This is a genomic window from Bradyrhizobium sp. USDA 4501 (assembly GCF_054062115.1).
Map to the genome: position 1 here is coordinate 7325337 of NZ_JBSSEX010000001.1, position 20487 is coordinate 7345823.

Below are 20487 nucleotides of genomic sequence, written 5' to 3' on the forward strand. Positions count from 1 at the left end.
AGAAAGGAGCAGATAATATGGCTGCCAAAGACGTGAAATTCTCAACTGAGGCCCGCGAGCGGATGCTGCGCGGCGTCGATACGCTCGCCAATGCGGTCAAGGTGACGCTTGGTCCCAAGGGACGCAACGTCGTCATCGAAAAATCCTTCGGCGCCCCGCGCATCACCAAGGATGGCGTCACTGTTGCCAAGGAAATCGAGCTCGAAGACAAGTTCGAGAACATGGGCGCACAGATGGTGCGCGAAGTCGCCTCGAAGACAAACGACCTCGCCGGTGACGGTACCACGACGGCGACCGTGCTAGCCCAAGCCATCGTCAAGGAAGGCGCAAAATCGGTCGCCGCCGGCATGAACCCGATGGACCTCAAGCGCGGTATCGATCTAGCGGTTGAAGTCATCGTCAAGGACCTGCAGGTGCATGCCAAGAAGGTCACCTCCAACGAGGAAATCGCGCAGATCGGCACCATTTCCGCCAACGGCGACACCGAGATCGGCCGTTTCCTTGCCGATGCCATGCAGAAGGTCGGCAATGAGGGCGTGATCACCGTGGAGGAAGCAAAGAGCCTCGATACCGAGCTCGAAGTAGTCGAAGGCATGCAGTTCGATCGCGGTTATGTCTCGCCTTACTTCGTGACCAACGCAGAGAAGATGCGGGTCGAGCTCGAGGATCCCTACATCTTGATCCACGAGAAAAAGCTCTCCGGGCTCCAGACCATGCTGCCGCTGCTGGAGGCGGTGGTGCAGTCGGGCAAGCCACTGCTCATCGTCGCCGAGGACGTCGAGGGCGAAGCACTCGCGACTCTTGTCGTCAATCGGCTCCGCGGTGGCTTGAAAGTGGCAGCCGTCAAGGCGCCCGGGTTCGGCGACCGCCGCAAGGCCATGCTCGAGGACATTGCGATCCTCAGCGGCGGAACGGCGATATCGGAGGATCTCGGAATCAAGCTCGAGAACGTAACCCTCAACATGCTCGGGCGCGCCACGAAGGTCGTCATCGACAAGGAGAACACGACCATCGTCAACGGCGCAGGCGCCAAGAAGGACATCGAGGCCCGCGTCACCCAGATCAAGGCGCAGATCGAGGAGACTACCTCCGACTACGATCGCGAGAAACTCCAGGAGCGTTTGGCGAAACTCGCTGGCGGCGTCGCCGTGATCCGCGTCGGCGGTGCCACCGAGGTCGAAGTCAAGGAGAAAAAGGATCGCGTCGACGATGCAATGCACGCAACGCGCGCCGCGGTCGAGGAGGGTATCCTGCCCGGAGGCGGCGTGGCGCTCCTGCGCGCGTTGAAGGCGCTCGATGGTCTCAAAGCTTCTAATGCAGATCAGAAGGCCGGCATCGATATCGTGCGTCGCGCCATCCAGGTTCCTGCCCGGCAGATCGTCCAGAACGCCGGTGAAGACGGCTCGCTCGTCGTCGGCAAGCTGCTCGAGAACGCCGACTACAATTGGGGCTTCAACGCAGCCACGGGAGAGTACCAGGACATGGTCAAAGCGGGCGTGATCGATCCTGCCAAGGTCGTCCGCACCGCGCTGCAGGACGCGGCTTCAGTCGCCGCCTTGCTCATCACGACGGAGGCCCTGGTGGCCGACAAGCCGAAGAAGGCGGAGACGGCGCCTGCCGCGCCGTCCATGGACTTCTGATCAACCCTGAGCCCGGTCGGCGACGGCCGGGCTCATCCGATCCACCACGAGAAAGCAACGGTAGCACCAAGGAGCTTCAGATGAGCAGGCGCATGCAATCTCCACCACCCAAAGGCGGGGCGGCTGTAACGCATTGGCTCGTGTTCGCCCTCAGCCTTCTCACCATCGCTTGGATCGGCTTGCCGAAATTAGGAGGATGAGATGACAGGAAATGATACCCTTTCCGCTCGTGCTGAGACTTCAGCCCGCCGGGCCCGAATGATGATTGCGGGCGCGTTCGCTTATGCGGCAATGCTGCTCCCGGCGGGTGCCTGGGGCCTGGACGGTCCCCCAAGGCAAATCCCCGAGCGCGCGAACCACCTTCTGCCGCTTCCGCCCATCCCCTATCTGGATTCGATGCAGTGGATGAGCTGGAAACCGAGCCCGCCGCTGTTCAAGATGGACACGCTGCTGTTGCCAGACAGCAATGAACCCAACGTCCTTCGTCTTCCGTCCGACCTGGAAGGGACTGCACCCCAAGTGAGCTAATGCTCCACGCGCGGCCCGTCCATGGGTCACGCAGCTTCCCTGGCGCTCGAGGACGGCGAACCTGCGCCTCAACCGCGCTGTCCGAATTGCGGGCCCGGGTGCATAACTCGCTTGTTAACGAAACGGACGTCAGGTCAGGTTACTGGGGACCAAAAGCCCTAAAAAATTTTTGGCCCCCTCTTGAAACCAAAAACGACTTTGCTAATTTTTTTGTCGCCACCGAACGGTGGTGTCCGGGCGCCTCAGGGGTCCGGCCGTTGAGACGGGCACCGGTCGTGTCCGGTGCCGCTCGTAACCATCTTGCTCTTTGGAGGATTTGGCTATGCGCACTTATGATTTCTCGCCCCTTTGGCGTTCGACCATTGGCTTCGATCGCCTTTTTGACCTCGCGGAAATGGCCCAGCGGGCCGGCGAGGACAACTATCCGCCCTACAATATCGAACGGCTGTCTGAGGACCGCTACCAGATTTCGTTGGCGGTTGCAGGTTTTGCGCCCAACGAGATCGCGATCACGGCCGAACAGAACGTGATCACCATTGAGGGCAGCAAGTCGGAGAAGGCTGAGCGCGATTTTCTCTATCGCGGCATCTCCACCCGCAGCTTCAAGCGGCAGTTCAACCTGGCGGATTACGTTCAGGTCAAGAGCGCCGCATTCGACAACGGCTTACTCAAGATCGAGCTGGTCCGGGAAATTCCGGAAGCCATGAAGCCGCGCCGTATCGCAATCAACGGCGTATCGGCCGACAATGTCCAGAAATTGGAAGCCAAGGCAGCCTAAGCAGGCTCCGACCGGCGCCGCGCGAGGCTTCGCGCGGCTGCCGCTCGTCGTCAATGCAAAGGAGGATACCATGCGGCCGACGACCGCTGACGACAACGTGTTTGACTTCAACGCGCTCCTGCATCCCGGCACCGCTTTCGAACATCCCAGGGATGTCGTGTGCCACGCCGGCCTGACGACGGCCGAGAAGCGGGCAATTCTGGCATCCTGGGCGTCCGACGCATCGGCGATAACATCATGCCCGTCGCTCCGCTCGCCCGCCGGACTGAAGAAGCCCGTATCGATCGACGAAATCCTCGAGGCCCTGTGCGAACTCGACGGCGGACCCCGGAATCCTCCGGGTGGAAAGCCTTGTCGGTTGCGCTCAACCGAGCGTGCCTTGGCCGCCTGAGCCGGAAGGGGACGAATGATGATCGAGGGAAATCTTGAACGCCTGCGTGCCCATTGCGCCAATATTCGGCGCTACCGCAGGCTCCTCGAGACGCGGCTGTCGGACCTGGAGCGAGCGTATATCGCACGCCGGATGAGCGAAGAGCAGCGTTCCGTGGAGGCTCTTTTGCACGAGACGTTTCCCGATCGCCTCTCGCTGCAGACGGATCGCCGACGAACAACGAACCTGGAGATGGCCGGGCTGCTGCATCCAGCCGAGGCGTTCGCTCATCCAATGGACGTTGTCGAAGATTTCGACCTCACATCGTACGAGAAACGGGCCATTCTATCGCTTTGGGCCGCGGATGCTTGCGCCGTGAAAGACGATCCAGAATTGAACCAGACAATCGATGGAGCCGTGAGCTTCGACGACATCGTGGATGCCCTGTGCCTTCTGGAGTCCGATTCGGATCGAAGGACCGATGGGTCCAACCGAAAAGGCCGACGTTTTGGCAGCCATGAGGCGGACGATAGTCCCGCCCTGTAGACCGATGCTTTTGTTGCTCTGCCGCGACTCTGACGAGCGCGGCAGAGGCGGGACTTTGTTGAGCGCTGCGAGGGGGAAATGTCTCAAACTGTCTCTCAGAAATTGCCGTCGCTCGGCACCGGGCTGACGAAGTATTTAACGGAAATTAGACAATTTCCGATTCTCACTCAGGAGGAAGAGACCACCCTTGGTCGGCGATGGCGAAACCACGGCGATCGTGAAGCGGCTTATCGCCTGGTGACAAGCCACCTGCGTCTCGTTGCGAAAATCGCCATGCGATATCGAGGTTATGGCCTACCCATTGCCGATATCATTTCCGAGGGCAATGTCGGCCTGATGCAGGCCGTGCGGCGATTCGATCCGGAGCGGGGCATCCGCCTTTCCACCTATGCCATGTGGTGGATCAAGGCAACGATCCAGGATTTTGTTCTTCGCTCCTGGTCGCTGGTGAAGATCACGGCGGACGCTGCCCAGAAGAAGTTATTCTTCAAACTGAGGCAATCGAAGAGTGCGATCGCCGCCTTGGAGGACGGGGATCTGAGGCCAGAACAGGTCAAGACGATCGCCACTCACCTCAAGGTACCCGAACGTGAAGTCGTGAATATGGACCGTCGCCTGCGTGGCGACCTGTCCCTGAATTTACGGCACAACGATGCCGGCGACGTCGGCGATGCCCTCGAACGACTGGTAGATCCGTCGCCTACTCATGACGTGACGTTGGCCGAGCACCAGGAACTGGCTCAACGGCGCCAAGCATTGACAGCAGCCATTGAGAAGCTAAGCCCCCGTGAAAGGCATATCTTCACAGCACGCTATTTGAGTGAAGATCCCCCGAAGCTCGAAGCGCTCGCCTTGGAGTACGAAATATCGCGCGAGCGTGTCCGCCAAATCGAGCAACGGTCATTTGAAAAGGTACAGTCCGCGATGCTGGCAGGAGGAGCCTGTCTGAAAAGTCAAAGTCCAGACAACATTCGAAGGAACGGTAAGCACACTTTCGGCTCAGGCGCTTGACTGTACGATGCTAACGCCATTCATTCTTTGTCTGATGGCGCGAACGCGGCAGGAGCCAACTGCGCGGCACGACATATCTCCGCATTTGAAACTGCTCGCCTGCGTTCAACGTCATTAACTACAAAGGCATCAGAAGACGCGTGTGCTGACGCCAGCTCGTTCGCCGAAGACACGGAGATTCGCGACGCCGCCTGAAGCGCTCCCACGCATTTCAAAAATAGGGATTCGGGGCGCACCGTGGTGGGGCTCCCTCTTCTAGGTGCTTGGCAAGCGCCCGACGCAGAAATTTCTGCATCGAACCCAGAATTTTTCTTAGACCCCTCTTGAAGCCCAACTCGTTTTTTCTAACCAAGGTCCCAGCCGTGGCCCGTGGTCCCGCCTGATAGACGCCGATAGTGTGAGAAACAGCGGTACTGTCAAAGGTCATGCCGGACGCAGCAACAATGCTCAGTCGTCGCTCGGAAAATCCAACTCATCCCTCAAGCAGAGAGAGCATGAGCAGTGCTCTGAAGCCGTAGATTGCTAAATCGTTTGGATCATACCAAGCCGTTCCCGCAAACCGGCGCAAACTACGCGGTCCCTGATATTCGGAGTTGGCGGAGAAGCATCAGGGACTTGCGCTCCGCGCTGGCGTATTCCCTAAGTCGTGAATAGCGGAAATGGTCCAGCCCGACACCACTGTTGGTCGGCTGCGCTCCGCGGCAACATTAGCTTTGAGATGGGATATGATCGGTGGGCGAAGTCGTGCGCCCCAATGCGCTGTAATATTCCTGCTGAAAATTAGAAAAAAGCGGCCCGGCCTTGGGGTAGCTCTGGGGTGGGCCGGGCCGTCAGGACATGCCGAAGTGTGAGTTTCCGGCCGCGCCATGAGCGGTTCCGATTCGGGCAGCAAGAGGGCGCGCAATTCGATGTCGAGGGGCGATCATTTTGCCAACTCTGCCAGATTTAGTATTTCGGCGACGATTTTACGCCGCTCCGATGTGTCGTTTGATCGATTGAACTTATCTTCCAGCACTTGGAAGGTTGTTCTGATCAGCGTGTCATCGAGCACGACCGGCAATTTATCCACGGCATCAAATCCGGCAGCAGCTGCCTCCTCAAACCCAGCCACGAATGCCTTCTTAAAGGCCTCGCGATCGTGCAGAAGATGCACGATCTTCGGCTCAATGGACGCGCTGAAGGCATGTCCGAAAACAAGAAACATACTCATGCCGCCACCGCCGTTTCAGCCTCGAGCGACGCAAAGAACACGCGGGGAGTTCCAGCGAATGGTACGACGACTGATCCGGGCATTACGAAGGTGCGATCTCGACCTTGGGGATTGGGGTCAACCAGGCCGAGATCGCGCTGCCTCGCCGCTGCTGACATCGCGATCATTGTTCGCCTTCATGGCCGCGTTCTGGCCAAATGGTGGCTCGATCTTGGTTGTCCGCGATGTTCACCGTGTCGGCATTGTCGTCGGGAGCCTCGCGGCGATCCGTCATCGCCTCGACGGCTTCGATCACATGCCGTCTTACTACCCGGGCGCGCCTGGCGCGAGCGCTAGCGGCTCACGAACCCTGCTTCACCTCGACCGGCTTCCGCGCGAACTGCGGAAATGTCTCGGCCAAGACCGGTCCACCCAGCCGCCAGGAATAGCAGTCGCCGACGAAGAATGGCTGCTCTCGCTGCTCAAACAGTTTGCGTACGACCTGCGCCATGTCGTCAGCCGGCAGACCCTGCCGGGTTATGAACTCGCGATCAGTCACGATTCGAGCGACGCTTAGTGACCGAACTTCAAACCCGTCCCTCTTGACGGGCTCACCGCGCGACTTCGCTGGCGCGGCCTCATTGCGCGTTCGGAGGACAGCCGATCGTCAGCTTGATGTGGTCCGAACTGCCAAATTTTGCGTTTTTAGGGGCGTGTTATCCGAAATGAAATCAATGTCTTGTGCGGGCGGGGCTGCCCATGCGCACTCATGGGAGAGAAGGGTGCGCATCCCCGAGTCGTGAAACGGGTGCGGCAAGTTTTGGTAGAGACTTTCGATTTTTGCGCAGATCGGTTGTTCGCATTGGAGTGAGGGTCTTAGCCCATCATAACCTTGTCGGCCCGGCTACGTCCGGTTCTTCGATCAACCCCGAGTTCGAAAGTAACACGATCACCTGGCCTAGGTGTTACTCCAGGCAGAAGGGACGTGACATGGAAGAAGATATCTTCCCCACCGGTATCCGGCTTTATGAATCCGAAGCCTTTGTCTTCCTTAAACAGCTTGACCATGCCCTTGGGCATTTCACTATTTCTCCGCTCAAAGACCGCATAATCGCACCTCCCTGTTAACGAGTTGCTTAGGCTGCGAACAGCAAGTGGTTAACGCGTCCGTAGGAATCCGGGGAAAGCGGCAAGCTCGGTATCCTCGCGGAGGCCCGTTTCTCCTGCCGATGTTTTTGTTCCACGCGCGGAAAGTAATAGAGGTTGCTGAGGGGCGGCGGATATCGAGAGAGAGCACTCGAAAGATTGTAGCAGGCGATCCGTGCCAGCCCGCACGATCTGCTGATGTGTCTTTGGTTGATCTGGCGTGGGCTCTTGCAGTTCCTTCCACGGGCCTGCCCTGCAGGCAATGCGCCAAGCTGCTCGCCTGCATCCGGGTTATGTAGTTACCTTCCAATGCATTGCCGCGCCGCTTATCTTGGGCGTTTGACGAGGCGCGCCCAGTCGCTGGAGCAGCTTGAGCGTTGGCCGGAAAAGCGACCGTGGATGCGGCCTGACGGTAATGTGCTTCTCGTCGAAGGTATCCGCCTCGCAGCCATCGAGTGACACCGCGATCCTAACGAACCGGACAGCGGAAATCCTCTTTTGAAGATTTAGCAAGTCAACCGCCTTCGGCGTCAGAGCTGCGACGCTCGCCAGTTGTTCGGATTGCGAAATATGGTCCTGCGTCAAAGAAATAGCTACATCGGAATTCCCAGAGCATCTAGCGCTCGGGCCCAGGCCACGAAGGCATATCCGATGGCTTGAGCGCGGCGCGCTCCAGTCTGCGAAGCGGTCAAACACGCGGGAGCCCCGCGCCAATGCAGCTAAGGCCAGCAATCAGCAGCACGCCTCCAGGATGATCGAACGACGCCGGCTTGCATACAAGGCGAGCATAGATCCCACGATCGTGGTCACGATACCGAATTCCAGGATCATCGATTCAAATCGCTGAACTTTGAAATTGGCTTTTGACGAAGAGAGAATATCTCAGAGACTGCCACGCCGGGCGCGCTCATCGTTTTTCGGTTTAACGTTAAGGTCGCGATCCGTGGACGGATGCGCCGCCGAGCCCGCGAACGCCGGCTTGCTCAATAGGGGAGGGAGGTCCGAGCGAGAAACCTCTACCGACGCGGACGAGGCTTCATTCCGACGCAAAAGCAGGGTCCGCTCTTTTGAAGCCAAAGCGGCGACGCGAAATGACGGACGTCAGGGCGTGCCTCGATCAATCGGGCCGTCGCACGCTGAGAAGCCGCTAGAAGTCGCGATGAGTGGACGCCAGCGAACCGCTCTAGCGCGGTTGGTCAGGGATTTCTTGCCACGTCTTCGAGTGCTCTGAAATCCACTTCGCGGCGTCGTGCTCAGTAGTAAAACCCTTGATGACTTCCGTTTCGCCATCGGGCCACAGAATGTCGATCCTCCAGCCGGGGCCGGGATTTTTGCAAGCCATGAAAGCTGGTCGCTGCTCGATCATTTGTTGACTATGCGCCGACGGTGGCTAGCTACAAGCCAGTGATCCTGCCACACCTCCATCTTTTTCGCTCGTGCGACCCTTAGATCTCACGCCGATCCTTTCGTGGTCGTGAGTTAAGAAGATCCGGCAGCGGTGACAGTTGGGGGCGTGGCTCGGAACTTGGCTCTGTGGTTGCTTCGTCCTGGACATTGGTCCGGCGCCGGCGGGTAATCACAAGGCCAATCAGGCCGGCCGCTATCAGCGCGGCCCCGGCGATTATCAGCCAATGCGGCAATTGCAATGAGAGCAGCAAGGCCTTTGCCATTTTCACTCCAGGACAGCGTACTCAAATGCCACGCCCTCGGGGGCGTTTTCCTCGAACCATTTCTCGGCGGCCTCGATCGAAGCGAAGACCTTGATGTGGTCCTCGTCGCCGATTTTCTTGGCTGTGTCCGTGTAGATCCAGACAGTTTTCATCGCATCAACTCAAATAATCCTTGACCTCGGTCAACCGCCGCTTGGTGCCCCACGGCATCTGCCCCAGCAGCATATGCCTCGTGCCGACCGCGACCCGATCGCGTTAGATGTTGTCCTGTTCTGCGTGATAACCCTTCATGTCCGCGGCGAACCGGTGGGCGACCTCGGGCGGGATTTCCAGCAGCTTTCGGTTGATCGGCATGGCATTGGCATGAAATTACGACAACACTGCCAAGCTTAAAATACCGCAGCCGGCGTGGGTGCCATGGTTCATCTTCCAAACGGATTACTGCGGCGGAGGCATGCAGAAGCTCCCGCTCTTCCAGCCACCATGTTTTGACGGATAGGCGATGGCTGAAATCTTATTGGCCCGCATCGCCGGTGCGAGTGCAATGATGGGTTTGACCGACGTCTTGTGCGCCAAGCTGCCATCCTTGCGCTAACGCTTGCGGGATCGCGGGGCGCAGCGAGCAGTGAAATCACGCATATGAAGGACGATTCGACCAAAATCACGCTCGGCAAAATGCGACAAACAGGCGCAACTCGCACATTGTTCTCTGCAAAGATTATCGGCGCTCCCACAATGTCCGGCTAGGCGCAGCGATAGCACGACGGGATGTGCCTATCCGATCTTGATTTAATTGCACGGCCTTGAAAGGCAGGGCTCGATCATTCGATCGCTCGACGTGCCGCCCGAAATGGATCCTAATTAGCTGCACCGGCAGACTGCGTTGGTGTACGTCGCTCGGCAATTACGCCGTAGTCAGTGCCCAAAAAACAACCACAGCAGGATGATCACAGGAATTGGCACGCCCAAAAGCCAAAGCAAAACGCCTCGTCCCATCTCGCTTCCCTCCCTTATTTATTCACGCCAATGGCAACTCCGGAGACGCGGCCATGTTCCTAGCCCACCGATCTTGTCGTCCTTGCCGCCGCTACGAAACCGGCGCCATGCTGATCACGTCGAACCGCAGCGTTGCCGAATGGGGCACCGTGTTCGCCGATCCCGTGGTCGCCACCGCCATCCTCGATCGGCTCCTGCACCACAGCCACGTGCTGACGATCCGCGGCGACAGCTATCGTCTCTGCGCCAAGCGCAAGAGCGGCCTCATCAAGCCGCCGCCCGACGGTGACGGCTCCGGTCGGCTCCGCCTCCCTCCGGCCCATTAACGTCGGAAACAACCTTCAACCAAGATCATAATCCAGACGGTGGGGGCAGTTCTTCCTGACGCAAAGGGGGCAGTTCCGGATGGCGTTTGACACTCTCGTTGCTGATGACGAATGAACAGTCGCCGCTGCTTGCGATCCATATCTCCAGTTCAGTATCGACTCGGCGAAAGTGCAGGGCCATATCATCCGCCACAAACTTTGGTCGTCCGTGATCGTCCACATGGGACGCTCAACCTCCTTTGGTGCAGTTGGTCGCCTTCGGCCTCCCGCGCCAGCCGTTCGGCTTTTAGGCGCTCTCGATTATCGTGGATCGCTTTTTGCGCTTTGGCGTAATCCGTCATGGCTTCCGTCGGCCTGACAGTTTTGAATGCTTTGTTTGCTTCGCGATCCGCAGCCGTCGGCGCCCGTCGGTTTCGGTCTTTAATCATGGTTAGTCGAATCCAATCGGCTGCATCCGTACTTGAGGCCGATGATCGGACAGTGGTCGTTGCGGCTTCGCGCTCTTGTTGTGGGGGCCGCGGCGACCGTTGCACATGGGTCCGCTGCGGCGGCCGCAGATAGGATCCATCTGGGATTCGTTGGCTATCGCTCTGCAACCAATGACTAATGTATCAACGCGAGCAGCGTGCAGGGTGACCCGCAGACTGCTTTCATGTGGCGCTTCAGCAAGAGCGGAGCGCTCACGGGCAGGCGCGGGGCAGGATCAGTTCGTGTTCGCGCCGAACGCGTCCGTGCCTGTGCAGCACACGATCACGAACTTCGCGCTGGGGATCGACAAGATTGACGTTCGTCAATTCAGCAATCTCTTCCCTTGGATCGCTTCCGACCGAGAACCAGGTTGGCAACGACACGACAATTACCTCTGGATGTCGACGACGCAATTCTTCTTAAGAATGTGATTGCAGCGAATTTGCAGGTCCTCTTATGCATCCATAAGCGATGCATCGTGCTGATGCATTCTGTCGACCTAGCGATAACGGTTGAACATATTTCATCGCACTTTAGGTGGTCTGGTCTCATCTACGACGTCAGGCCAGAAACAAAGCCAGTCTGGCTGCGTAGCGCAGATGTTTCCGGCGACGTCAGCAATGCGATCAGGCGTTGCGCCTGCGACGCCGACGATGCCTGTGTCGGAATGGCCGCCGTATACATCGTCGCGAGCCCGCACTCCGGCGGCAGGCTGCCCGACGGCACGATGCCCTTGGTGCTGATGATCTCGGTCGATTGCGTACAGCCGATCGGCCGCCGATCTCCGGATTCGGCCAGATGTCGCATGGCCGTCGTACCGTTTGGAAAGATCTTCAGGCGGTCCGCGACGACATCAGCGATGTCGAGCTGCGCGAGCACCCTGCCGACATGAATTCCGGCCGTCGACGCCTTCGTATCGGGCACGAAGATCGCGTCCGCCGCGAGCAGCGCCGCACGCAGGCTGGCCGTGTCGTTGGCGCTGACCAATGGATCGCCGGCCCGGACGGCGAGGGCGGTTTCAACCCGGCCGATGTCCGTGATCGAGCTGCGCAAAACCAGCCCTTCGTCGGCCAGCTTCGCGATCAGAGCGGCGGTCAGGATGACAATGTCGGTTGCAGTGCCAGTGCGTAACTTGTCGGCCATGGCGCCGACCGCGCCAAAATCGCCGGCAATGCTGAGCCCGGTCTCAGCTTCAAATGCTGGCGCGAGGCTGCGCACCAGGCCCAGCGCCGCACCGCCGCTCAGGATGTTCAACGTCTTCATGCGCACTGTTCCTTCACTCGCGGACTCGCCGGTGCGTGCCTATTGGGGCTTGTCCAATCTCTTGACGACGTCTGCCCACTTCACGATATCGGCGCGCAGGAATGCGTCGAACGCCGCCGGCGTCATGGTCATCGGCGCCGCGCCCTGCGCGGCCCAGAGCTTCTCGACCTCTGGCCGCTTGATTGCGGCGTTCACTGCCGCGTTGAGCTTGTCGATGATCGGCGTCGGCGTGTCCGCCGGGGCCATCAGGCCGAGCCAGATCGTTGCCTCATAGCCGAACACGCCCGCCTCGGTCACCGTCGGAACGTTGGGCAGCACCGTCGAACGAATCTTGCCGGTCGTTGCGAGTGCGCGCCACCCGGTTTTCGGCGACATTCGGCGCCATCGCCGGAACGGCATCGATCATCATCTGGACCTGGCCGCCGATGACGCCGCCGCGGGCTTCGCCGCTGTTGCGGTAGGGCACGTGCACGACGTCGATGCCGGCCATGGCTTTGAACAGCTCGCCCGCCATGTGATACGGCGTGCCCTGACCTGACGAGGCATAGTTCAGCTGTCCGGGCTGCGCCTTTGCGAGGGCGATGAACTCCTGCAAGGTCTTTGCCTGCACGGCGGGGTGGACCACGATCACGAGATCCGAGGTATTCAACGACGCGATCGGCGTCAGGTCGCGCATCAGCGCATATTTGCGCTGCGGTACCAGCGATTCGTTCGTGGTCTGGGTGTTCGACATCATCAGGAGGGTGTAGCCGTCGGCCGGCGCCTTGGCGACCTCGAGGGTGCCGATCACGCCGCCGGCGCCGGTGCGGTTCTCCACCACGAAGGGCTGGCCGAGGCTTTCCTGCAAGATGCCGCCGATCTGTCGCGCGACGACGTCGGCCGGACCGCCGGGACCGAAGGGAACGATGATCCTGACCGGCCGCGCGGGATAGTCTTCGGCGTCAGCATATGAGCCTGACATGGACACGGTCAGCAACGCCGCGACAAACACCAAGGCGTATCGCAGGCTTGCCATTGACTGAATCCCCCAACTTTAGTCTTGTTTCTTGATCAGAAGTCTAGCTGCAACCTGAAGCCTCTGTCGACGACAGACTCCGTTTTCGCGCATTGGAATAAGAGCGGGAGGACGGTGTACAACTTCGCCATCGCGTGCGGGGAATCATATGAGGAAACATCCTGGGCTATCGCGCCGCGACATGCTGAAGGGCTCGGGCGCCGTGCTCACCGGGGCCGCCCTTTCAACGCGCGTGACGGCCGCCGCGCCACCGGCGGAACCGGTGACGCCGACGCTGATCGAGGCAGCGAAGAAAGAGGGACAGGTCGTCTATTACACCTCCACCGATCTGCCGGTCGCGGAGAAGCTGGCGAGGGCGTTCGAAGCGAAATATCCCGATATCACGGTGCGCGTCGAACGCACCGGCGCGGAGCGCGTGTTCCAGCGGGTCGGCCAGGAATACGCCAGCAACATTCATGCCGTCGACGTCGTCAACTCGTCCGACGCCGCGCATTTCATCGTGTGGAAGCGCGACGGTATTCTCGCGCCCTATGTTCCGGAGGAGGTCGCAAAATACTACCCCGAGGAGCATCGCGACGCGGACGGGCAATTCGCAAGCTTCCGGGTCTGGCTTTCGATCATTGCCTACAACACCAATCTCGTGAAGGCCGAGGAGGCGCCCCAGAGCTTTGCCGATCTGCTCGATCCGAAATGGAAGGGCAAAATCGTGAAGGCGCATCCCGGCTATAGCGGCACCATCATGACCGCGACCTATCAGATGCAGCGCGATCTCGGCTGGAGCTTTTTCGAGCAACTCGCCAAGCAGAACATCATGCAGGTGCAGTCCTCGACGGATCCACCCAAGAAGCTCGATCTCGGCGAGCGTGCTGTGATGGCCGACGGCAACGAATACAACATCTTTCAGATGAAGGAGGCCGGCCGCCCGGTCGAGCCGGTCTATGCCACCGAGGGATCGCCGATCATCGTCGGCCCGAACGGGATCTTCAAGGACTGTCCGCATCCGAATGCCGCCAGGCTGTTCCAGTCCTTCGCGCTCGGGCGTGAGGGCCAGCAGCTCAATGTCGAGATCGGCGGCCTCAGGTCCGTCCATGCACAGGCCAAGGAGAAGGCTGGACGCAGGCCGCTAAAGGACATCAAGACGATGAAGGACGATCCGGTGGCGGTGGAGCGGGAAGGGGAATCGATCAAATCGCACTACACCCGCATCTTCCGCGTCTGATGGGACGGTTCAGGCCAATAGCTGCCCGTCCGGGCGCCTGCCGCATGGCACGTGAGCAGATTTCGCGCTGGCTGGGTCAATAATGCCCCTCGGCGCGGGGGATATTTGATGTTACCAATTTGGCCATGAACCAGCATGCCAAGGTCGACATCCGCCATTCCACCTGTCCGCACGATTGCCCGTCGGCATGTGCGCTCGACGTCGAGGTGATCGAGGGACGCTCGATCGGCCGCGTCAGGGGCTCCAAACAGCAGACCTATACGGCCGGCGTGGTCTGCGCCAAGGTCGCGCGGTATGCCGAGCGGATTCATCATGCCGAGCGGCTGATGGTCCCGCTGCGCCGGACCGGCCCGAAGGGCTCGGGCCAGTTCGCGCGGATCTCCTGGGATGAGGCGCTGGACGAGATCGCGGCGCGGTTCGATGCGGCCGAGCGGGAGTTCGGCGCCGAGTCGGTCTGGCCCTATTACTACGCCGGCACCATGGGGCTCGTGATGCGCGACGGCCTCAACCGGCTGTCGCATGTGAAGAAGTATTCGCGCTTCTACGGCACGATCTGCGCAACCATCGCGCGTATCGGCTTTGCGGCCGGGACCGGCAAGATCGCCGGTGTCGATCCCCGCGAGATGGGCGTCTCGGACCTCGTCGTGATCTGGGGCACCAATCCGGTGAACACCCAGGTCAATGTGATGACGCATGCATCGCGCGCGCGGAAGGAGCGCGGCGCGAAGATCGCGGCGGTCGACGTCTACAACAACGAGACCATGAAGCAGGCCGACATCAAGATCCTGCTGCGGCCGGGCACCGATGGCGCGTTTGCCTGCGCCGTGATGCACGTGCTGTTCCGCGAGGGATTTGCCGATCGCGAATATCTCGCGCGCTATACCGATTGCCCCGACGAGCTGGAAGCGCATCTGAAGACCCGCACGCCGGAATGGGCCTCAGTGATCTCGGGCGTGCCAGTCGAGGAGATCGAGGCGTTCGCGCGGCTGGTCGGACAGACCAAGCGCTCGTTCTTCCGTCTTGGCTACGGCTTCACCCGCAGCCGCAACGGTGCCGCCCAGATGCACGCTGCCTCGTGCATCCCCGCGGTCACCGGCGCCTGGCAATATGAGGGCGGCGGCGCGTTCTTCAATAATGCCGCAATCTGGCGTTTCGACGAGTCGATCATCGAAGGCCACGACGCGATCGATCCCTCGACGCGGGTGCTCGATCAGTCCAAGATCGGCCGCATCCTGACCGGCGATGCCGAAGCACTGCGGGGCGGCGGGCCGGTCAAGGCGATGCTGATCCAGAACACCAATCCGATGACGGTCGCGCCCGAGCAGGCGCTGGTGCGCCAGGGCTTTGCTCGCGAGGATCTGTTCGTCGCGGTGCACGAGCAGTTCATGACCGAGACGGCGCAGATGGCCGATATCGTGCTGCCGGCGACGATGTTCATGGAGCACGACGACCTCTATTACGGCGGCGGTCATCAGCACATCTCGGTCGGCCCGAAGCTGATCGATCCGCCCGGCGAGTGCCGTTCCAATCACGAGGTGATGCAGGGGCTCGGCCGCCGGCTCAACGCCGTGCATCCCGGCTTCGACATGACGCCGCGCCAGCTGATCGATGCGACGCTGAAGAAGAGCGGGCACGGCACGATCGAGGCCCTGGAGGCCGACATCTGGCGCGACCTGCAACCTGATTTCCGCACCTCGCATTATCTTGACGGCTTTGCCCATGCCGACAAGAAGTTCCATTTCAAGGTCGATTGGGGCAAGGTGCCCGTCGGCACCGGCGGGCTGATGGGGGCGTGGGACAAGATGCCCTCGCTGCCCGACCACTGGACCATCATCGAGGAGGCGGACGCACAGCATCCGTTCCGGCTCGCGACGTCACCCTCGCGCAGCTTCCTGAACACCAGCTTCAACGAAACGCCGTCGTCGCAAGCCCGCGAGGGCGCGCCGACCGTGATGATTCATCCCGACGATGCGGCGACGCTCTTGATCGCCGATGGCGACGCGGTGACGCTCGGCAACATGCGCGGCGAGACCACATTGACCGCAAAACTGTTCGATGGCGTTCGCCGCGGCGTGCTGATCGCCGAGTCGATCCATCCGAACAAGTCCCATATCGGCGGGCGCGGCATCAACATGCTGACTGGGGCGGAGGCCGTCGCGCCGCTCGGGGGCGCCGCGTTCCACGACAACAAGGTCTGGATCCGGAAGGTATCGATGGCCGCATAAATCCTGCTTGCAGTCGGCGCCGATCCCGCCGCAAATGTCGGCTGACCACGGCACATTGGCCAAGAAAACAGGCAGGAAACATGACCGACAACAGCGTTCTTCTCGAGAAGCGCGGGCAGGCGTTCTGGATCACCATCAACCGCCCGGACAAGCGCAACGCGCTCAATGCCGGTGTGATCGCCGGCATCGCAAAGGGTTATCGCGAGGCGCATGACGACAAGGACGTCCGCGTCATCGTGCTGACGGGGGCGGGCGACAAGGCGTTCTGCGCCGGTGCCGATCTGCAGAACAGCGGCGCGGCCTTCTCGATGGATTTCTCGCGTCCCAATGTCGATTACGCCGATTTGTTGCGGCTGTCGCAGAATGCGACCAAGCCCGCGATCGCGCGGGTCGGTGGCGTCTGCATGGCCGGCGGCATGGGACTGTTGTGCATGACCGACATGGCGGTCGCCGGCGATGGCGTGATCTTCGGCCTGCCCGAGGTGAAGGTCGGCGTGTTTCCGATGCAGGTGCTGAGCCTGCTGCAGTCGATCGCGCCCGCCCGCCTCGTCAACGAATGGGCGCTGACCGGCGAGCCGTTCGACGCCGCGACGGCCAAGGCTGCGGGTCTTCTCAACTACGTCGTGCCGGCAGCCGAGCTCGATGCCAAGGTCGATTGGCTGATCGGCCGCATCGTCGACAAGTCGCCGACGGCGATCCGTCGCGGCAAATACGCGATGCGGGCGATCGCCTCGATGTCATTCGATGAAAGCATCGCCTACACCGAAAGCCAGATCGCGCTGCTCGCGATGACCGAGGACGCCAAGGAAGGCCTCAAGGCCTTCGGCGAGAAGCGCAAGCCGACATGGACCGGGCGTTAGGTGGAAACCTAAATCCTGGTCTTCCGCCCGGTATCTCGCGCCGGCGTGAATTATGAAAATCAAGCGTGTCGATTGCTCGAAACGATTGAAGAATGAGGAGCGAGCACGCCTTCTGACAAGAGGGTCGTCCTGGCTCGCTCCTCGCGGCGCTTCTTGGCGGCCACGATCAATTGCTTCCGCGTGCGTTTGGCGTAGGTGGGTAGTTGTAGTCTCGAGCGATGGCGGCCGGCGGCACGCAGTTCAGCGTCCGTAAGATCGCTGTCTGCGCCTTCGGTGAAGCCGCCGTGGCGAAAGGACGTAAATGAGAGCTCGTTCCGAAGTCCCGCTGCTATGATTATCTTTTTAACGACATGCCGAAGGTAGCGCAGATCCTTGCGCTCGGTGATCCACGGCAGAGGAGTAGGCGACCTGCGATGAGCATGATCGCGGCGAAACGCCAGTCCTGAAGCGACTGAGTCTTTGAGAGCATCAAGCTCCGCCATCAACTCGGGGAAGAGCAGCACACTGTTCTCATCGACCAAAGGCCACCAGGCTTCTTCGCCATTCTTGGGGTGCATAATCCTCACGCTGTTGGGGCGTTCTTTCGGTCGATAGTGCTCGATTTCGAAGACTCCGAATATATGTTCCTCGCGCTGCAGCCACTCCCAGGTCAGCAATGCAGCGGTTGCGATCGAGTGGTACCCCAGTCTCTTGGCGGCTTGCCTGAAGGCGACAAGCTCTTCCCAGGTCGCGGTAGGCGTCTCTCGCACGGCCTGACCAGGGGCCCGCGATTTTAAGCCCATCCGCGAGAATGGGTTGATGGCTGGCACTTTCGTTTCCTGGGCGCGCTGACCAACGAACCAGGCGCGCCTGCATGCGGTCATGGCAGCGTTTGCGAAACGCCGACGTTCGCGCTTGACGATGTTTCCATCCGCGTCCTTGTATTGAACGACGAGCAGATTTGCATAAACCGCATCGACAAATGCTTTGGAAAAATCAGCAATCTGTTTCGAGCCCGCGCGGCTACCGTCGTTCAATTCGTGGTTGGCGAATAGCGCCAGGCCTTGGTCGTATAAGCGTTGGGTCTTGAAATCGATTTCACGCCATCGGTGGTTGGCTTTGAAAACGCCAACAAGCCAATCAAAAGTGCCAGGCACGGGAGACGCCGGGACCATGTCGGTCAATCCGCCCGAACGCCAGCTGTCGAAGGCAGGTAGCAGAATATTCTTGGTTCTGTTGAGAGCGGTTGCATAGTCTTCTCCCAGTGCTTCAGCTGTGACAGGGCAGTCTTCATTGCGAGCCCACGTTGGCGGCTCGAAGAAATATCCGCGTCGACCATTCTTCAATGACTTTAGCCTGCAGTAGCGCGGAAGCTTCATTGCAGCGCGACCTTAACGTCTTGCCAGGGAGGCCAAATCCTCGCCTTCTGATCTGCCCAAATTGGTAGTTCTACGGAGCGCGGCAAAATCATCAATCGCGGCCCTTGACCAGACCGGTTGCCGCGCCCGCCCAATTCCACGATAGCCGATTGGAGGCGGCGCCTCGCCGCGGCCTACGGCTCGCGCGAGTTCATGGCTATTTGCGAAATCCAAATAGGCGGCGGCCATGTCGGCACGCATGAGTGCAGGCCAGGCGCCGATGAGTGGATAACGAGCAGGAAGAGCGGAGCGGGATGTCATGGGCGTTAGCTCGCGCGTCAATGCTGCAATGATCTCGGCGCCGAATTCAGTAGAATGGTGTCATCATCCCTGGATGAGGGTCCTTATTCGTGCAACGCCTCGGAAAGCACGAAACCGGATATTCAAAGTCAAATTCGCCGCTACCTTGTGGCTTTCTGGTTTGCTGCCCTCCAGTCACATGGATGCTCTCTCGGAGCACGAGAAGGCTGCGAGGAAAAGAGCCATCAACAATTGGTGCGGTAAACAACGCCGCTACTCCTCACGGAATATGTGAGAGGTATCGAACCCAAGGCAGACTTCATCGTTGCGGGAGGGACGGACTTTCTGCGTGTCGATCCGGAGTACGATCACGGGATCACGGGGGCGCTGCGCGTAGCCCGTCTCGGCGAAGCGTTTGGCCTCGATGTCGAAATACATGCATGTGGCCCAGCACACCGCCACCTGATGTCGGCGATGCGCAACAGCAACTATTATGAGCTCGCCCTCGTCGGACCGGAATGCCCCAACGTGATCGCTCCGGTCTTTACCTGCGGCTATAGCGATCAGCTCGATTGCGTGGGCCAGGACGGATGCGTGCCGGTACCGACCGGACCGGGCCTCGGCGTATCCTACGACTGGGATTTCATCAGGAAGAACGCCGTGGCGAACCGGGTGTTCGCATAAAAGAGTTGGTCGCTCAACCCGGCGATCGCTGTCGTGTAGTCGAAGTCCGGAGAGACGTGCGCGTTCTGACGCCTGGAACGCCACCGCTCGAGAGATGGAAGGAGGAAGACCGTGTCACACAAGCCGTCCGAATCGGCGCCACAAGCGTCTGTGACCAAAGGCGATCGTCGAACCGACTCATGCGGTGGAGGCGGGCAAGCGACGTTCGCCCCAAATCCGACGATGGCTGTCGAGGTGATCGCCTACAATCGAGCTTCTCGCGCGCTGCGGAAGGAATTTGACTTGCTGCAGTGTCGCGTCTACGCGGAACCGGAGCAGGACGCAGATCCAGCGCCTCTTCACGATCCGGCTCTCGATGCACTCTCGTTCTACATCTGCGCGGACGACGGCAGGGTCATCAGCTATGCGGCCGTGGTCAGCAAGACAATCCGGCATGGTGTGCACACATTCAGCATCACCGGCTTGAGCCACGTGATGACAGACCCCGCCTATCGGGGGCGACATCTGGGTTTGCGCACCGTTGCTGCAGCAACCCGATGTATTGAGCGAAGCAGTGCAGATATCGGCCTCTTCACATGCGATCCACCATTGGCGCAGTTCTACGAACGGGCGGGCGCCTGGCCCGTCGTTCCGGATGTCGTGTTGATTGGTAGCCGGGATGAGGAAGCACTCTCCAGCGCGACCTTGAAAAAAGTTGTCCTCATGCGGCTCCTTTCGACGAAGGCCCGCGGTCTAGGGTCGATTTTCACGAATGCGACCATCGATCTCGATCTACCCGTCGGTCAATTTCTATGAGGCTCCCGTGATTGAAGGATGAAGCAACCGTTTGCTGCTGTCTTTACTGGGCATGATGCAACTGGGCTGAAGCGGGTGTCCAACTCTCCCGGTTGCGGTATTCCGCGCTTGGGCTCATGGC

General features: G+C 60.1%; 19 protein-coding genes and 2 pseudogenes. 13 read left to right on the forward strand and 8 right to left on the reverse strand.

Features of this window, described 5'->3' with window-relative positions:
* The first annotated feature begins 17 nt into the window (after positions 1 to 17).
* The 6 genes from groL (at position 18) to rpoH (ending at position 4873) form a co-directional block, all read left to right on the forward strand.
* Positions 18 to 1640, forward strand: a complete 1623-nt coding sequence (gene groL / locus ACVWZM_RS33825; protein WP_057018175.1) for a chaperonin GroEL — start codon at positions 18 to 20, stop codon at positions 1638 to 1640.
* Positions 1641 to 1841: 201 nt separating this feature from the next.
* Positions 1842 to 2168, forward strand: a complete 327-nt coding sequence (locus ACVWZM_RS33830; RefSeq protein WP_246786760.1) for a hypothetical protein — start codon at positions 1842 to 1844, stop codon at positions 2166 to 2168.
* Between the two features lie 322 nt (positions 2169 to 2490).
* The gene (hspD, locus tag ACVWZM_RS33835) at positions 2491 to 2946 is read left to right on the forward strand and encodes a small heat shock protein HspD (RefSeq protein WP_018272795.1); all 456 of its coding nucleotides are present in this window, start codon (positions 2491 to 2493) and stop codon (positions 2944 to 2946) included.
* A gap of 70 nt (positions 2947 to 3016) precedes the next feature.
* The gene (locus ACVWZM_RS33840) at positions 3017 to 3337 is read left to right on the forward strand and encodes a hypothetical protein (protein WP_141341757.1); all 321 of its coding nucleotides are present in this window, start codon (positions 3017 to 3019) and stop codon (positions 3335 to 3337) included.
* Positions 3338 to 3352: 15 nt separating this feature from the next.
* A complete protein-coding gene (locus tag ACVWZM_RS33845; protein WP_200844541.1) occupies positions 3353 to 3862 on the forward strand; it encodes a hypothetical protein in 510 nt (169 codons plus the stop codon).
* Between the two features lie 78 nt (positions 3863 to 3940).
* Positions 3941 to 4873, forward strand: coding sequence for an RNA polymerase sigma factor RpoH (rpoH, locus tag ACVWZM_RS33850; protein WP_456855664.1), 933 nt, complete (start codon positions 3941 to 3943; stop codon positions 4871 to 4873).
* A 922-nt stretch (positions 4874 to 5795) separates the two neighbouring features.
* Here rpoH and ACVWZM_RS33855 read toward each other — a convergent pair.
* Complete coding sequence (locus ACVWZM_RS33855) at positions 5796 to 6083, reverse strand: hypothetical protein (RefSeq protein ID WP_141341754.1); 288 nt, start codon at positions 6081 to 6083, stop codon at positions 5796 to 5798.
* A gap of 58 nt (positions 6084 to 6141) precedes the next feature.
* Between ACVWZM_RS33855 and ACVWZM_RS33860 the strand changes: the two genes are divergently transcribed.
* Positions 6142 to 6639, forward strand: coding sequence for a hypothetical protein (locus ACVWZM_RS33860; protein ID WP_456816343.1), 498 nt, complete (start codon positions 6142 to 6144; stop codon positions 6637 to 6639).
* 299 nt (positions 6640 to 6938) lie between these two features.
* On the opposite strand, the gene ACVWZM_RS33865 is transcribed toward ACVWZM_RS33860, so the two are convergent.
* Both ACVWZM_RS33865 and ACVWZM_RS33870 read right to left on the reverse strand, forming a co-directional pair.
* Entirely contained in the window at positions 6939 to 7142 is a 204-nt protein-coding gene (locus ACVWZM_RS33865; protein ID WP_038383590.1) for a cold-shock protein, read from the reverse strand.
* Positions 7143 to 8880: 1738 nt separating this feature from the next.
* Positions 8881 to 9030 (reverse strand): hypothetical protein, encoded by a 150-nt coding sequence (locus ACVWZM_RS33870; RefSeq protein WP_168856000.1) that lies wholly within the window; start codon positions 9028 to 9030, stop codon positions 8881 to 8883.
* A 930-nt stretch (positions 9031 to 9960) separates the two neighbouring features.
* Between ACVWZM_RS33870 and ACVWZM_RS33875 the strand changes: the two are divergent.
* Positions 9961 to 10231: pseudogene (locus tag ACVWZM_RS33875) on the forward strand (ATP-binding protein); the annotation flags it as partial.
* Between the two features lie 151 nt (positions 10232 to 10382).
* Here the strand turns inward: ACVWZM_RS33875 and ACVWZM_RS33880 are convergent.
* The 4 genes and pseudogenes from ACVWZM_RS33880 to ACVWZM_RS33895 form a co-directional block, all read right to left on the reverse strand.
* On the reverse strand, positions 10383 to 10628 hold the full coding sequence (locus ACVWZM_RS33880) for a hypothetical protein (protein ID WP_456855665.1): 246 nt from the start codon (positions 10626 to 10628) through the stop codon (positions 10383 to 10385).
* A gap of 252 nt (positions 10629 to 10880) precedes the next feature.
* The gene (locus ACVWZM_RS33885) at positions 10881 to 11051 is read right to left on the reverse strand and encodes a hypothetical protein (RefSeq protein ID WP_456855666.1); all 171 of its coding nucleotides are present in this window, start codon (positions 11049 to 11051) and stop codon (positions 10881 to 10883) included.
* A 169-nt stretch (positions 11052 to 11220) separates the two neighbouring features.
* On the reverse strand, positions 11221 to 11931 hold the full coding sequence (locus ACVWZM_RS33890; RefSeq protein ID WP_456855667.1) for a molybdate ABC transporter substrate-binding protein: 711 nt from the start codon (positions 11929 to 11931) through the stop codon (positions 11221 to 11223).
* 39 nt (positions 11932 to 11970) lie between these two features.
* Positions 11971 to 12892, reverse strand: a pseudogene (locus tag ACVWZM_RS33895) (tripartite tricarboxylate transporter substrate binding protein).
* Between the two features lie 202 nt (positions 12893 to 13094).
* Between ACVWZM_RS33895 and ACVWZM_RS33900 the strand changes: the two are divergent.
* The 3 genes from ACVWZM_RS33900 to ACVWZM_RS33910 all read left to right on the forward strand — a co-directional run bounded on the left by ACVWZM_RS33900 (position 13095) and on the right by ACVWZM_RS33910 (position 17250).
* Positions 13095 to 14165: an extracellular solute-binding protein gene (locus tag ACVWZM_RS33900; protein ID WP_456855668.1), complete on the forward strand. Its 1071-nt coding sequence runs from the start codon at positions 13095 to 13097 to the stop codon at positions 14163 to 14165.
* Positions 14166 to 14290: 125 nt separating this feature from the next.
* A complete protein-coding gene (locus tag ACVWZM_RS33905; protein ID WP_253607766.1) occupies positions 14291 to 16390 on the forward strand; it encodes a molybdopterin oxidoreductase family protein in 2100 nt (699 codons plus the stop codon).
* A gap of 80 nt (positions 16391 to 16470) precedes the next feature.
* The gene (locus tag ACVWZM_RS33910; RefSeq protein WP_456855669.1) at positions 16471 to 17250 is read left to right on the forward strand and encodes an enoyl-CoA hydratase/isomerase family protein; all 780 of its coding nucleotides are present in this window, start codon (positions 16471 to 16473) and stop codon (positions 17248 to 17250) included.
* 59 nt (positions 17251 to 17309) lie between these two features.
* On the opposite strand, the gene ACVWZM_RS33915 is transcribed toward ACVWZM_RS33910, so the two are convergent.
* Complete coding sequence (locus tag ACVWZM_RS33915; RefSeq protein WP_310885767.1) at positions 17310 to 18608, reverse strand: hypothetical protein; 1299 nt, start codon at positions 18606 to 18608, stop codon at positions 17310 to 17312.
* Positions 18609 to 19178: 570 nt separating this feature from the next.
* Here ACVWZM_RS33915 and ACVWZM_RS33920 point away from each other — a divergent pair.
* Both ACVWZM_RS33920 and ACVWZM_RS33925 read left to right on the forward strand, forming a co-directional pair.
* The gene (locus ACVWZM_RS33920; protein ID WP_456855670.1) at positions 19179 to 19571 is read left to right on the forward strand and encodes an enolase C-terminal domain-like protein; all 393 of its coding nucleotides are present in this window, start codon (positions 19179 to 19181) and stop codon (positions 19569 to 19571) included.
* 222 nt (positions 19572 to 19793) lie between these two features.
* Positions 19794 to 20366, forward strand: coding sequence for a GNAT family N-acetyltransferase (locus ACVWZM_RS33925; protein ID WP_253639368.1), 573 nt, complete (start codon positions 19794 to 19796; stop codon positions 20364 to 20366).
* Positions 20367 to 20487: the final 121 nt, after the last annotated feature.

Coding starts and splice junctions, on each gene's coding strand:
- groL (WP_057018175.1), top strand. CDS start 18: ATGGCTGCCAAAGACGTGAAATTCTCAACTGAGGCCCGCGAGCGGATG.
- ACVWZM_RS33830 (WP_246786760.1), top strand. CDS start 1,842: ATGACAGGAAATGATACCCTTTCCGCTCGTGCTGAGACTTCAGCCCGC.
- hspD (WP_018272795.1), top strand. CDS start 2,491: ATGCGCACTTATGATTTCTCGCCCCTTTGGCGTTCGACCATTGGCTTC.
- ACVWZM_RS33840 (WP_141341757.1), top strand. CDS start 3,017: ATGCGGCCGACGACCGCTGACGACAACGTGTTTGACTTCAACGCGCTC.
- ACVWZM_RS33845 (WP_200844541.1), top strand. CDS start 3,353: ATGATGATCGAGGGAAATCTTGAACGCCTGCGTGCCCATTGCGCCAAT.
- rpoH (WP_456855664.1), top strand. CDS start 3,941: ATGTCTCAAACTGTCTCTCAGAAATTGCCGTCGCTCGGCACCGGGCTG.
- ACVWZM_RS33855 (WP_141341754.1), bottom strand. CDS start 6,083: ATGAGTATGTTTCTTGTTTTCGGACATGCCTTCAGCGCGTCCATTGAG.
- ACVWZM_RS33860 (WP_456816343.1), top strand. CDS start 6,142: ATGGTACGACGACTGATCCGGGCATTACGAAGGTGCGATCTCGACCTT.
- ACVWZM_RS33865 (WP_038383590.1), bottom strand. CDS start 7,142: ATGCCCAAGGGCATGGTCAAGCTGTTTAAGGAAGACAAAGGCTTCGGA.
- ACVWZM_RS33870 (WP_168856000.1), bottom strand. CDS start 9,030: ATGAAAACTGTCTGGATCTACACGGACACAGCCAAGAAAATCGGCGAC.
- ACVWZM_RS33880 (WP_456855665.1), bottom strand. CDS start 10,628: ATGATTAAAGACCGAAACCGACGGGCGCCGACGGCTGCGGATCGCGAA.
- ACVWZM_RS33890 (WP_456855667.1), bottom strand. CDS start 11,931: ATGAAGACGTTGAACATCCTGAGCGGCGGTGCGGCGCTGGGCCTGGTG.
- ACVWZM_RS33900 (WP_456855668.1), top strand. CDS start 13,095: ATGAGGAAACATCCTGGGCTATCGCGCCGCGACATGCTGAAGGGCTCG.
- ACVWZM_RS33905 (WP_253607766.1), top strand. CDS start 14,291: ATGAACCAGCATGCCAAGGTCGACATCCGCCATTCCACCTGTCCGCAC.
- ACVWZM_RS33910 (WP_456855669.1), top strand. CDS start 16,471: ATGACCGACAACAGCGTTCTTCTCGAGAAGCGCGGGCAGGCGTTCTGG.
- ACVWZM_RS33915 (WP_310885767.1), bottom strand. CDS start 18,608: ATGAAGCTTCCGCGCTACTGCAGGCTAAAGTCATTGAAGAATGGTCGA.
- ACVWZM_RS33925 (WP_253639368.1), top strand. CDS start 19,794: ATGGCTGTCGAGGTGATCGCCTACAATCGAGCTTCTCGCGCGCTGCGG.